Source organism: Paenibacillus sp. 32352 (genome assembly GCF_002042965.1).
Classification (GTDB): domain Bacteria; phylum Bacillota; class Bacilli; order Paenibacillales; family NBRC-103111; genus Paenibacillus_S; species Paenibacillus_S vulneris.
Genome location: NZ_MZNT01000011.1, coordinates 135,453 through 148,666, shown reverse-complemented (window position 1 = coordinate 148,666; position 13,214 = coordinate 135,453). Strand labels below are relative to the sequence as shown.

The 13,214-nt window shown below is 50.6% G+C and carries 9 protein-coding genes; all 9 read right to left on the bottom strand.

The window, feature by feature from the left end:
- Window positions 1–72: 72 nt before the first annotated feature.
- Window positions 73–1,875 carry a hypothetical protein gene (locus B1728_RS24100; RefSeq protein WP_079912975.1) on the bottom strand — a complete coding sequence of 601 codons (1,803 nt, stop codon included), beginning with the start codon at window positions 1,873–1,875 and terminating at the stop codon, window positions 73–75.
- A complete protein-coding gene (locus B1728_RS24095; protein WP_079912974.1) occupies window positions 1,872–3,026 on the bottom strand; it encodes an ABC transporter permease in 1,155 nt (384 codons plus the stop codon). Before B1728_RS24095 ends, B1728_RS24100 begins: the two co-directional genes overlap by 4 nt.
- Entirely contained in the window at window positions 3,007–4,218 is a 1,212-nt protein-coding gene (locus B1728_RS24090; protein WP_079912973.1) for an HlyD family secretion protein, read from the bottom strand. The genes B1728_RS24095 and B1728_RS24090 overlap by 20 nt, the downstream gene beginning before the upstream one ends.
- A gap of 47 nt (window positions 4,219–4,265) precedes the next feature.
- The gene (locus B1728_RS24085) at window positions 4,266–4,868 is read right to left on the bottom strand and encodes a TetR/AcrR family transcriptional regulator (protein WP_079912972.1); all 603 of its coding nucleotides are present in this window, start codon (window positions 4,866–4,868) and stop codon (window positions 4,266–4,268) included.
- Window positions 4,869–5,194: 326 nt separating this feature from the next.
- Entirely contained in the window at window positions 5,195–6,721 is a 1,527-nt protein-coding gene (locus B1728_RS24080) for an MFS transporter (RefSeq protein ID WP_079912971.1), read from the bottom strand.
- Window positions 6,722–6,873: 152 nt separating this feature from the next.
- Entirely contained in the window at window positions 6,874–8,484 is a 1,611-nt protein-coding gene (locus tag B1728_RS24075; protein ID WP_079912970.1) for a response regulator, read from the bottom strand.
- A gap of 27 nt (window positions 8,485–8,511) precedes the next feature.
- Window positions 8,512–10,302, bottom strand: coding sequence for a cache domain-containing sensor histidine kinase (locus B1728_RS24070; RefSeq protein WP_079912969.1), 1,791 nt, complete (start codon window positions 10,300–10,302; stop codon window positions 8,512–8,514).
- A 30-nt stretch (window positions 10,303–10,332) separates the two neighbouring features.
- Window positions 10,333–11,658 (bottom strand): ABC transporter substrate-binding protein, encoded by a 1,326-nt coding sequence (locus tag B1728_RS24065; protein ID WP_079912968.1) that lies wholly within the window; start codon window positions 11,656–11,658, stop codon window positions 10,333–10,335.
- 133 nt (window positions 11,659–11,791) lie between these two features.
- The gene (gene lpdA, locus B1728_RS24060) at window positions 11,792–13,213 is read right to left on the bottom strand and encodes a dihydrolipoyl dehydrogenase (RefSeq protein WP_079912967.1); all 1,422 of its coding nucleotides are present in this window, start codon (window positions 13,211–13,213) and stop codon (window positions 11,792–11,794) included.
- Window position 13,214: the final 1 nt, after the last annotated feature.

Here is a 13,214-nt window from a genome sequence, read left to right as displayed (position 1 = left end):
TATGAATTCCGAGGCTTTGCTTAATACCAGGTTTTCCCAAACCCTAGGCCCCACTTCGAGTGGGGTTCTCACTTATTCCTTAAAGGATGCCACGAGCCGCTTGGCTTCGCCTGTTGGCGTCGTGATGGTTTCATAGACGTTTACCGTCAGAGGGTATTCCTGTTCGTCCGTTTTCAAGTTATCGAACTGAATGAATTGCTTTCCGCTGACAAGCCGGTTGACGCCGGTAAAGCTTAGCGTTTTGACGGATAAGAGGCGTCCGGTAGGGTCTACAAGCTCCAGCGACATCCTCGAGAAGTTCTGGTCTACGATGACCTGCTCCTGACGTTCGATATCGAGATCCAGCTTCAGTTTATAGGAATAGGTTGTCGGACTAGGCGCTGCCGCCGATGACAAATTCGCTTTAGCTGAAAGCTGCCATAGATTCACCTTCACCTTGAACGGGTAGAAGGTCAGCATCTCCTCATTCAGCGAATTCGGCTGAAGGGCCAGCCGATAGGCTCCGAGTGTTGTCGAAACCGGCGCCGCCGTTTTCGTATCTACGATTTTCAGAATGAAATTTTGGTCCTTCAGCTCGGAAGGCATGATATACGAATAGCTGATCACGTAAGAAGTATTCGGCATGATCTCCTGCGTCGTCGTGCTTTGACGGCTGCCCGAATAGGTCTGCCCGTTTTCGGTGATTAATTTGGTCTGGAACACCGGAATCGGCAGAGGCTGATCGCTGCGGTTCGTCAGCTTATACTTCCCTATCACCGTCTGATAGCCTTCGCCTTCATTCTCGTGCATATGAAGCTCTACCAGAGAGACGTCCATATTCGGATCGATCGCATCCGTATTTGTATCGAACCGGAAAGGCGTGTTGTAGTCGTACGGGGCTCCTTCAATAGCAATATCCGATTGTCCTGCATTCGGCATCGTAATGGTCAATCTCCCGATGGAATAAGGAATGACGGTCGGATTGCCCTTGGCATCCAGCTGCTTGAACGTTTCATTCGTCACTAGATTCAGGCTGCTCAGCACCGTGTTCTTATCGGTCGGGATAGCGTAGTGAATATACCGCTGCTCCTGAGGGTCGAGAGAGATGACACCCTGCTCTACCCTTTTGCCGGCGAAGACGGAAGCGTCCGTACCCGAAGCGTCAACAGCCCGGCCGTCCAAGCTGAACTCCGGAAGCGTCTCTTTTTTGGCTGACCGGTTCTGTACCAGCAGCTTGACGGAGGTCATGGTTCCCTGCTGCGTATTTTCAGTGCTTACAGCTACCGGTGTGTAGAACAGAGGGGAATCAATTGTAGGAATCTGAAACGACTGTCCCCAGGCTTTTACATACTCAGGCTGCGTCAATTGGGACAACGGCCCGTCCCAGCTAAGACCCGTTACGGGGACGGTCAGCACTTCGGTCTCGGTCTTGGGAAAGGAATACCAATCGACAGACAGCCAGACAAGCTCGGACAAGCTTACCGCTTCTTTCCGGTCAACGGTGACGAAGTAGTTTAATTCTTCCGTCGTATTCGGACGAATCGCATGGGCATTCAGCACACTAGCCTGCAGCGTATATTCATCGCCATCCGCCGTTCTTGCCCGCAGATCCAAATCCGGAATTTTGACAACCTTTCCTGCGCTGCTTTTCATCCGGATTACGGCGGCAATCTTGACTCCGTCCGAGGAGGAATCATTCAATAAGCTTTTTATTTCTACACTCATGTTATCGTTCAGTTTGTAAGAAGGCGTAGCGACGATGCTAGTACCCTGCGCTGCCGCTTCTGCCGTCAATGCGGATGGGACCACCGAGTCAGCCCATGCTGCCTGGGCCGTTGTCATCAAACAAACACTCATAAGTATCGATAAGGACGTTTTTTTCTTATTTATTCTCATGCTGCAACTTCCTCCAATCGCGTATTCACTTTCAACTTGCGGTTTTCCCAGAGCATCATCAGCCCGATGCCCAGAGACAAAACGCCGATCATCAATAAAAACACACCAAGCTCAGCTGAAAAGTAGGCTATACTGCCGCCACGATAGCCCATCCCCCTTAACAATTTGAACAGCCAGGTCAAAGGGAGCATATGACTGATCACCTGGATCGGATAAGGGAAAACAATCGGCGCTACCTGTACCCCTGACAGCATGAAGGAGGGATACACGATAGCGTAGGTGCGAAGCGCGACCTTCGAAGGAGCGGCTGCCGACCATCCGACAAGCATGCCCATCCAGGATACGGTCAGTGTGTAAAGCAGCAGCGGAACTATGAATTCTATGGCGCTTCCCGCGAACCGGAGTCCCCCGAGCTGCTTCAACAGCCCTATGGCGAGCAGGAGACTGATGCAGGAGATGACCGCATAAGGTACGACCCGCAGCCATAGTCCAATCGGATGATCCAGCTCCTGCAGAAGCTTCCCTTCCACTCTTAATCGCGGAACAATGGATGCCGCTGCTATGGCCGTAATCCCCAACGCGACTACATTGACAAAGCCGATGACCATGAAGCCTATAAAATCCGATGTCGGGTTATACAGCAATCTTTGCTGCATCGATAACGGCGCTACGATGCCCGCAGCCGCTTCATCACTTAACCCCATAACCTTCAGCTTGCCTACGGACAAGGTCGTATTTTCAATCGTGATAAGCTCCTGAATCCCGTTACGAAGGTTCCCTACCGCAGAGGGCATTGAATTGTCGATCAATACGCCGATATTGACCTGCTTGCCTTGATAACGGAGCTGCTCCATCCCCCGGGGCAGATAGATAACGGCCATGTAATTTTCGTTCGCCAATAAGGTGTCAGGCTGCATCGCCTGATGAAATACATCCGTCACCTGCATGTACTGGGAGGCATTCACCTTCTCCGTGAACTGCCTGCTGTAAATGCTGTTATCTTCATCGACTACGGCAATCGGCGCCTCATTGATCTGGCTGTTCTGGAACATGTAGCCGAACAATGCCGCTACGATTAAGGGGGCGATCAGTATGGCTGGAACGAATTTGCCGGTGAGTGCGATACGCCATTCATCGAGCTGGGATCTCATCAACACGCACCTCCGCAGTCATGCCCGGCAGCAGCTTATCTGTTCGATCCACATAGATTCGCACCTGGAAGGTGTTGAGATCGGCCGTTCCTTTCTCGCGACTCATTCTTAAGCTTGCAAATTGCGGTGCCGCAGTAATATAGTGCACGCGCCCTTGGACTTGATCAGGCAAAGCAGCAAAATGAACTGGCACCGTCATATCCGGCTTGAGCTTGCTTACCTGCTGCTCATCGACGTACATATCAAAATACAGCTTTTCCGTTTCCACGATAATGACGGGAGTCCCCGAACCTACGTTCTCTCCCACCTTCGGAACAATCTTGACCACTTTGCCGTCTACCGGTGATTTCAACGTCATTCTTTCTTTCTGGATTTGGAGAGATTGGAGCAATATTTTTTGCTGCTCCAGCTGCTTGGCCAGTGCATCCAGACCGATCCGCTGGTTGTTGATATCCTCCTGCCCCAGCTGATTTTGCTCCAGGATGGCCTGTGCTTTATCCGTAACGAGGGCTGCCTGCTGCCTCTCCTGCTCCGTCGCGCCATTCAGCATTTTGTTCAACGCCGCATTCTGCTGATCACGCGCGTTTTGCAGCGTTGCCAACTGGCTTCGCGCATTTTCCAAAGCGTCCCGGTGATCCTTGTAGGAGTATGGATTATTATCATAAGTCTCTTCCATATTCAACAATTGATTGTAGAGCTTTAACGCGTGATTGTACGATTCGTCCGCCGCTGCAACCGCGAGCTTCTGTCTCTCAATATCCTCCGAACGCGCCCCCTCATGAACCTGCTCCTGAGAGGTCTGCGCCTGGGCAACGCCGATTTGGGCTTGCTTCAAGGCGTTATTCAGCTTTTCCTGAGCGACTTGAAGTCCGTCCTCCGTCTGCTTGAGCTTCAGGGTCGTCACCTCAATATCCGCCTGCGCCTTCTGCAGCTGCAAATCGATATCGGTAGGGTCAAGTGCCAGCAGCACCGTTCCTTTGGTAACCCGCTGCTCTTCCTGAACCGGCAGATCGATAATCTTGCCGCCGACCCCTTGGAAGGATACGTTCACCTGCTCTGCGGTGACGATGCTTGCCTTCTTGCCTGCGGCCAATGTCACCGCATCCTTCCCTTCCGCAGCCAGCATATAGCCTCCGCTGCCTAATGCTATGGCCAAAGCTACTACTGCTATTACCGCTGTATTCCGTTTCATATTCCTTTCTCCTCCCACATGATGCTTTTCTCTCTATACTTGAATGTCTACTGATCCTTGCACTGCAATCCGTTAAAAATAAATCGCGTCGTATACCCTACGACGGCTTCCAGGCTCTCATCCTTGCCTTGTGCCGAATCTGAGGCGAATACAGGCTCCAGAAACGGGCTGACCCTGGAGAAAATCAGCGTACCGAATACAAAATGCATCGTATGCGTCAACGATTCGTAATCAAACCGGCCCATCTTGCGTCCGGCCTCCAGAATAAGCCTCAGCTGCATCCATATCGAATACACGATGGACTGGACCTTCTCCAGCCGCGGACTCTGCATCATGACTTCCTGCTGAAGCATATTGATGAGCTCCGGCTCGGCGATCCGAAATTCGACGAAATCGCGGATAAAGCTTCGCAGGTCCGCCTCCGGATCCTTCAGGTCATAGGTCGTCTGCGCAAATTGCGGCGTGAACGTTTCGAACAAAGCGTAATACACATTTTCTTTGCCGCCGAAATGGTAAGATACTAACGCCAGCGCTACCCCGGCCTCATCGCATATTTGTCTGACGGTGGTTCCGTCGAAGCCTTTGCGCGCGAACAGTCTCTTGGCTGCGTCCAAAATTTTTAATTTAACATCCTTCTGGTCCTGTTTCATGTGATTCCTCCCTTTGTTGAACATCCGCGATATTTGTAATTGCGATGAATTATTGGAGTTATGTATACCTGTGCCATCCTTAGATAATATAACCAGATGGAAGTTGAACAATTGTTTTGAACGATTGTTTTGAACAAACGTTCAAATTAGCTATATCTGGATAATACAACCGTTCCGGGTCTTTTGTCAATAGGGTTGTGGACGTGCGTGAGGAACACCTCACAAAGCGGGCTCTTTGTTACAGGCAAAATTGAAAAAAAAACTGCCCTCCCGGAACGTAATCCCGAAAGGACAGTCTTTTTTTCTATGGCATTGGGCTGGTCGGCCTACACGCTCGCCCCGACCTTGGTGCCTGTTTTATCTTTATAGCCGACATTATTGTTGCCCCAGCATTGCTCATACCGGAAGCCGGTCAGCTTTTCAAATACGGCGCGGGATTCGGTATCCGCATCCGCCATGGATCCGCCTTCTTTGAGGCGATCAATTTCTTTAACCAGCACTTTATGAGATTCTACATTCAGCTTGAACATCACAGAAGCAATAATCCCTGCGATCCCCAGTACAATCGTTCCGACAATCAATACACCAACGATGGCATGCTCTGCCGACAGCGGCTGTACAGCCTGCTTGGAAACGAAGCCGTACTGCTGCAAGACCCAGCCGAGCAGGAAGACGACGACCGCTCTCACCATTTTACCGGCAAACGTCATGACACCGGCATAAATCCCTTCTCTTCTGCGGCCGGTCAATGCCTCATCCACATCCGCCATGAACGTATACTGATTCCAAGGGATGTAATAAACCCCGCCGGTACCGAAGCCCATCACTAGCGTAATGACATACAGCCACAGCGTCATGTTAGACGGATGGATCAGGTAAATCGCGAAGTAGCCGAGCACCGCGAGCAGCACGATGGAAATGGCCATAATGTAGGGCTTTGAGAACCCTTTTTTCACGCAGTAGCCGATAAATAAGTACGTTGCGATCAATTGAATGACCGAGTTGAAGCTCGATAGATTGGACACATACTCGGAGCTTTGGTGCAGCGAAAAGACGATGAAATACGTGAAAGCCGATGTGAATAACCATTCTGCCGAGAAGCCTCCCAGATACATGCCAAGATGATGACGGAAGCTTCTGACCCGGAAGGTGGAGGTGATATCGATAAACAGCTTCTTCATCGCATTCACAAAGCCGAGCTCGGGCTCGTTCTTAAGTTCTTCTTCCATTTCCTTCGCGGAACGTTCCCATGAATACTTGTACAAGAAAATCATCGCAATCACCAGAATGACCGCAAATACGATCCCTGTGTACAAAAATGGAGTCGGCGAATCTTTTCCGTACATAGCAATGAATCGGCCTGGAATGAACGCGGCGGCGAAGTTGGCAATTTTACCGAAAATCGCTTTAAAGCCGGTCAATCTGGAGCGCGCGCCAAAATCCTTGGTCATCTCTGCCGCCAAAGATTCGTACGGAACCATGATCGACGTATAAATCAATTCGAATAAAATGTACGTTACCAGATAATACCAGTAGCCGAAGCCGTTCACCCACATTAACGGGTAGACGATCATTAGCGGAATCCCGATCAGAATGAAGAATCTGCGGCGCCCGAACCTCCGTCCGATTTTCGTCCGGTGCAGATTGTCGCTGATAAAGCCCATAATCGGGTTGCTCACCGCATCGACGATACTGGCGATCGAGAAAATGGAAGCCGCTTGAATAGCCGACAATCCGCAGAATGTCGTATAAAAGTACAACAGCCAGGCGCCGCTGACCGCAAGAGCTCCGCTCCCCAGCAGGTTGCCGCTGCCGTACGCCAAGGAATGCTTTAAGCCGATTTTTCTTTCCATATTGCAGCCCCTCTTTGTCAATAAGTGTTGTCATCAGGTCTAATGGACATGTCCTTATTATAAAAGCGGGCCGCAATTTCAAGAATAAAATATATTCCGCAAATTGTTTGAGATTTTACGTACCTGGTTCACTTATTATCGTGAATCATGCATCATCGGGACTGTTTGAATTCCGAGGGGGTTTTTCCGGTGAACTTTTTAAAAATTACGCTGAAATATTGAGGATTGCTGTACCCCACCTGCTGCGCCACCTCGTAAGTCTTGAGCTCCTCCGACCGAAGCAGGCGTATCGCATTCTTCATCCGCGTCTCCGTCAGAAAATCGCTGAAATTAATTCCCGCTTCCTTCTTGAAAATCATGCTTAAGTAATTGGTGCTCAGATGCACGTGATCGGCTACATCCTGCAGAGATAACCCCTCCTGCATGTAGTGCTGCTGGATAAAGGCGATAGCCTGGTCAACCATCTGCTGCTGCTGACGGCTTCGACGATCATTCACTGTTGCCGTAATACCGGCCAGGAACGCCCGGATCCGTTCAAACATCTCCTTCGCTGTGCGAAGCTGATGAAGCTCCTGGAACATCTCCTCCACTGCCTCCTTCGCATAAGGGGGCTCGCTCCAATCCTGAAACGCATTGGCAATCACAAAGACGATCTCAATACATAGCAATCGAAGTCGTTCAAGCGTCATCGGCTGCTTCCCTACGATATCCTGCTCGATTGTCTCCAGAATCTGCAGGGCCTCCTGCTCCAGACCCAGCTTCGACTTCAAAGCAAGCTTCGCCTCCCAGCCTTCCGCCATGGCCGGTACCGTGCTTTCCTCCGACTTGATCTGCGTATCCCGATAGGTCCACACTTGATTGGTTCCGGTCAGATGACGAAATTCCGTTGCGGCCTTCGCTTCCCTATAGGCGCCTGCAATACATGACAGCTCCGCAGTCATCGAGCCGATACCGACGGTAATCGTCGTTTTCAAATACGTTTCAACATGCTGCCGGATTAATTCCGCCGTCTGGAGCGCCAGCCGCTCCGCGATCTGTTCCTCCTCGTCACTGCAGTAAACGATTGCGATTTCGTCCTCCATGTACTCAAACACCAGGCTGTTCACACCGCCGGCGTTATGAGCCTCCGAGGCTAAAACTTCCGTAGCCACGTTCTGGATACAGTACTTGAGCAGCTCTTGACCGAAGCGGTTTTTGGAGCCGGTCTCAAAATAATCATCGGCAATCAGCAAAATAACCGTATACACCCTGCCTTCCAGCTTCATATCCAGGAAGCGCAGCTCATTCTCGATTTCCTCCTGCTTGTATTTGCCTCTTAGCAAATTCTCGTAAAACCGCTGCTTGAGAAAAGGAATGCCTTCCATCACTTTCTTTGCGAGGCTCTGCTCCTGCTCCCACTCCTGCGCGGCACGCAGGGCGACTTCCAGCAGCTTATCGTTTTCAACAGGCTTCAGTATAAAGTCATACACCTTTAGCTTTAGCGCCTTTTGGGCGAATTCAAATTCATCGTAGCTGGTCATCAGGATGATTTTGGTATCCGGATAGTTAGCCTTAACCGTTTCCGTAAACTCCAGCCCATCCATGAAAGGCATCCGGATGTCGGTAATGACGATATGAGGCCGATGCTTCTCTACCGCCACCAGCCCTTCCTCGCCGTCCATTGCGGTAGCTGCGACCTCAATCCCGTGCCGCTGCCAAGGAATACTGCCCGTAAGCCCTCTCAGTATAATTTGATCGTCATCGATTATAACGAGTTTCCACATTTGCTGCACCTCCCGCATCCCATCGTGCTAAGCGCGTCTTAGCGGTATCTTAACAGTAGCCGCCGTTCCGGCTCCCTCCTCGCTTACAAAAGACAAGCCGTAATCCTGACCGTAATGAAGCTGTAATCGTCGATGTACGTTTCTGACACCGAAGCCTACGGGGGGAGCTTCATTCGGATTGTCTTCCGCAGCGGCGGACAAGCTGTTTTCAAGCTGCGCAAGACGCTCAGCCGACATCCCGGCGCCATTATCATTAACCCGGAGATAGACGTTATTCTCGTCCATCCAGCCCGTAATTTCGATGACTCCCGGACGGCGAATCTTTTTGACTCCATGATAGATCGCATTTTCCACAAGCGGTTGAAGGGTAAGCTTCACAATCAAACCGTCCTGCAACTCTTCCGGCACATCGATCGTATACGAAATCCTGCTGCCGTAACGCTGATGCTGGATATACAAATACTGCTTTACATGCTCCAGCTCATTCGCGATCGAAATGATTTCATTGCCCTTGCTGATGCTAATACGAAAATAATTCGATAGTGCCGTAATCATCTGTGAGGCTTCTTTCGTTTCGTTCATTTCGCATAGCTGCTTGATCGAAAAGAGCGTGTTGTACAAAAAATGAGGCTGGATTTGCGCTTGAAGCGCCGCCAATTCAGACAATCTTTTTTGCTCCTGCTCGTGCTCTACCTGGGCAAGAAGAAGCTTGATTCTCTCCAGCATATCCTGGATGCCCTTGCTCAAAATACCGATTTCGCGGCTGGGCAGCTCAGGCACCGCTACATCCAGATTCCCCTGTTCAATACGGTCGATCTGCCGAGTCAGCTTTCCAAGAGGCCTTGCTATAATATTGGCCAGAACACCTGATAGCAGCACGACCACTATTAGAACAGCCGCCATGACGGACAGGCTGACGTATTGAATGTCATTGATCTTCTCGTAGATTTCGTCCTGCGGGTACACCGCGGCAATCTTCCATTTGTTGATGCCTATCGTATCGTATAGGACAACCATCTTCCTGCCTTCCGAGCTTCTCATATCGATCCTTCCGGTTACCGGATTCGAAGCCTTCTGCAGCTCTTCGTGAAGCTGCTTCTGGTCCAGTTCGTATGGGCTCAGCGCGGCTTTGAAGCTTATGGCACTTTCCGGACTGACGAGCATCAGGTAGCCGTTGTTGCTAATCTTCGGTGCTGTTAACAGCTCGCGGAAAAAATCCTCCTTCAGCTGAATAAGGATCAACCCGGTCCGGTCTCCTCGAGGTCCGCCTACCCATTTGTATAATCCCGCCACATTCGCACCGCGCTCAGCTCCCAGTTCGTCTTTATGAATGTTCAGCCAATAGACCTGTGATGCGGTATCGTACGGGTATTGAAGGAACGGCTTAACATCCCAAGCCGCATCCATCTGCAAATAGTCTTGGCGGAGTACGGCTATCCGGCCTTCGTTGTAATATATCCCTATGGAGTCGATAATGGTGTAAAAGTCGGAGTATACCTTGTCGATCTGCTTGCTCAAGGTCATATAGTCTCTAGGCTGTAATTCAAAGGACGGCTGCTCGGCCCTGTAAAAAAGACTCCGGATTTCGCTGCTGTTATCTAAGGCCGTGAGATCGGTAAGAAGTGCCGTCAGCCGATCATTCATATAATTTTTCGTTTGAAACAGTGTATCATTAATGCTCGTCTCCGCATTGGCTCTCAGCTGCTGCGAGGCCAGCATGTACGAGACGATCCCGGTTACTGGCACAAAGACGAGGATTAACGGAACGAACAGCCACAATATCGTCGATTTCAGAGATCGATTCGCCAGCCAACGCATACTGCCCCTCCTCGCCCATAATAAGCTGTGCTATGTAATGCGGTTCGTTCGGTTTCGGTATTCATCATTCGCATTTTCCATGATGGCGGCCCAGTCGTTCAAAAATTGCTCTACCGGCATCGTTCCGGCCAGCACTTCCTGAAATTCCGGCTCCAGCTGCTGTTTCACCAGGCTTGTATAATTCGTCAAATAGATAGGCACTTGAACCGTTCCGGTCTTGGTGTCCTTGATCGCTGCCAGTGCCTCTTGAAGGAATGGCGTATTCCGGATGTAGTCGCTGTCCCAGGCCTGTGTATTCGTCGGCATTTGGCCGACACTGGCATTCCAATAGATCTGGCTCTCCTTCGAGGAGAGGAAGCTCAGCAGCTTCCACGCCGCATCCGGGTTGCGGGTTGTCTTGAAAATGCTGTAGCCGTTCGCTACCGTCACCATCGCTCTTTTGCCGTTTTGTCCCGGCGGCAGCAGCTCCGCCCCGAACTTGTCTGCCCCCAGAGCTTGAACATGGTCGTTATACGAACCGAAATTATGCTGAATCATTCCTGCCCGGCCCGTATCGAACGCGGCGACCATTTCTTTATACCCGTTGGCGATGTCGCTCTTGGACGTATTGATTTGGTATAAAGATAGGTACTGCTTCAAAAATTGGACATGCAGCGGATGATTGATCGTACATTTCCCATCGGGTGTAAAATATTCGGTTATCCCCGAGTAGGCATAGAGCAAGGAGGTCAGCTGCGTAATACTGCCGTCAGCCCCTCTCAGGCTATACCCGTAGCGGGGAAGCGAAGGATCGGTCAGCTTCCTGGCCCCCGCAAAAAAATCATCCCAGGTGCGCGGAGCGGCAAGTCCCGCCTCGCGAAACCAATCCGTCCGATACCAGAATACATCGAAATTAAAGGTGTTAGGTATCTGATACAGCTTCCCGTCCGGCACCAGTGACCGATTATAGGCTATAAAGGTATCCCCTATTTGCGAATGCTCGGGCCACCTCTCAAAATAATCATCTAATGGCAGCAGTACGCCTTTGGACGCGTAATCGGCAAGCCAGGCTTCACTCAAGCCGGCAACATCCGGCATATCGTTCGAATGAATCGCTACATCGAACTTGACTTTATTGATGCTTACCGGAATACCGGTGTACTGCACGTCGATGTCCGGATGCAGCTCATGAAACCGCCGCAGCAGCTCTTTATAATACGGTGTTCGGCTAGGCCCCGCATTCTCATCCCAGAATCGGAGCACGACAGGGGGATGCTCCCCTTCGGCGGGGGACGGTGAAGACGGGAAGCTGTCACAAGCGGAAGCGGAGAAAGCCAACACCAATAAGCAACCTATCTTCCAGCTCCGAATTGGCATAAGAAGCTCCTTATATAATGATTTTCTTAGTATGGCAAAAACAACAAATTCCCATGAAGCCCGATACAGCAAATGAAAAAAGCCTGGTGCCGCAGTACACTGCAGCACCAAGCTTGGATTCTGTTACCGATGGTTATTTACTGCTTCCAAGAATATGAATCGGATGACCCATGGCCACTTCCGCAGCTTCCATCGTGATTTCGCCCAATGTCGGATGCGCATGAATGGTCAGCGCGATATCCTCAACGGTTGCACCCATCTCGATAGCAAGAGCCATTTCGGCAATCAGGTTGGATGCTTCCGCACCAACGATTTGAGCACCCAAGAGCAGACCGGAATCTTTGTCGCTAACCAGCTTCACAAAGCCTTCCTTCACGTTCATGGATTGTGCACGGCCGTTTGCTCCATAAGGGAATTTGCCTACGGCAACGTTGATTCCCTTAGCTTTTGCTTCCGTTTCATTCAATCCTACGCTTGCGATTTCCGGATCGGAGAAGACAACTGCCGGAATGCACTTGTAATCTACTACGCTGGACAATCCTGCGATCGCTTCGGCAGCCACTTTACCTTCGTAAGAAGCTTTGTGCGCCAAGGCAAGACCAGGAACGATATCACCGATAGCATAAATATGCGGTACGTTCGTTTGGCATTGCTCGTTAACGTTGATCAAGCCGCGCTCGCCAACCTCTACGCCTGCAAGCTCCAAGGAAAGATCTCCGTCTGTGTTAGGACGGCGTCCAACCGTAACAAGCACGTATTGCGCCGTTACTTTCTTCTCTTCACCTTTTACGGTGAATGTAACTGTGACGTCTTTATCCGTTTGCTCGCAGCCTTGAGCCATAGCTTCTGTGAATACCTCCACGTTCAGCTTTTTCAGGTTGCGTGCTACGAGTTGGGACATTTCTTTCTCGAAGCCAGGAAGCACAGCATCGGAGCCTTCCAGTACGGTTACTTTCGTACCGAACTTCGCATAGGTTTGACCAAGCTCAATACCGATGTAGCCGCCGCCGATTACAACGAGGCTTTCCGGAATTTCAGGAAGATCCAAAGCTTCAGTAGACGACATAATGCGTCCGCCATAAGGGAATGCTTTGAGCTCAATCGGACGGGAGCCTGTAGCGATGATGCAGTGGTTGAAACGGTAACGAGCCGTTTCGTTATCGTTAAACACGCGAGCTTCATGTTCATTGATGAACAAAGCTTCACCGTTAAAAACTTGAATTTTATTGCCTTTCAGCAGTGAGGCTACTCCGCCGGTTTGTTTCTTAATGATGCCGCTTTTCCATTCTTGGACTTTGGCAAAATCCACTTTTACATTTTCAGCCGTAATTCCGATTTCGGAGCTATGGCTTGCTGCTTCATAGTGATGAGCAGCGGAGATCAGAGCTTTGGAAGGAATACATCCGCGGTTCAAGCATACGCCGCCCAGCTCGGATTTATCTACAACCAATACGCTCTTACCCAATTGGGCGGCGCGGATGGCGGCTACATAACCACCAGGACCTGCACCTACGACCAGAACGTCAATCTCAACGGAAGCGTCTCCTACTACCATT

Coding starts and splice junctions, on each gene's coding strand:
- B1728_RS24065 (WP_079912968.1), bottom strand. CDS start 11,658: ATGCCAATTCGGAGCTGGAAGATAGGTTGCTTATTGGTGTTGGCTTTC.
- B1728_RS24100 (WP_079912975.1), bottom strand. CDS start 1,875: ATGAGAATAAATAAGAAAAAAACGTCCTTATCGATACTTATGAGTGTT.
- B1728_RS24070 (WP_079912969.1), bottom strand. CDS start 10,302: ATGCGTTGGCTGGCGAATCGATCTCTGAAATCGACGATATTGTGGCTG.
- B1728_RS24085 (WP_079912972.1), bottom strand. CDS start 4,868: ATGAAACAGGACCAGAAGGATGTTAAATTAAAAATTTTGGACGCAGCC.
- B1728_RS24090 (WP_079912973.1), bottom strand. CDS start 4,218: ATGAAACGGAATACAGCGGTAATAGCAGTAGTAGCTTTGGCCATAGCA.
- B1728_RS24095 (WP_079912974.1), bottom strand. CDS start 3,026: ATGAGATCCCAGCTCGATGAATGGCGTATCGCACTCACCGGCAAATTC.
- B1728_RS24075 (WP_079912970.1), bottom strand. CDS start 8,484: ATGTGGAAACTCGTTATAATCGATGACGATCAAATTATACTGAGAGGG.
- lpdA (WP_079912967.1), bottom strand. CDS start 13,213: ATGGTAGTAGGAGACGCTTCCGTTGAGATTGACGTTCTGGTCGTAGGT.
- B1728_RS24080 (WP_079912971.1), bottom strand. CDS start 6,721: ATGGAAAGAAAAATCGGCTTAAAGCATTCCTTGGCGTACGGCAGCGGC.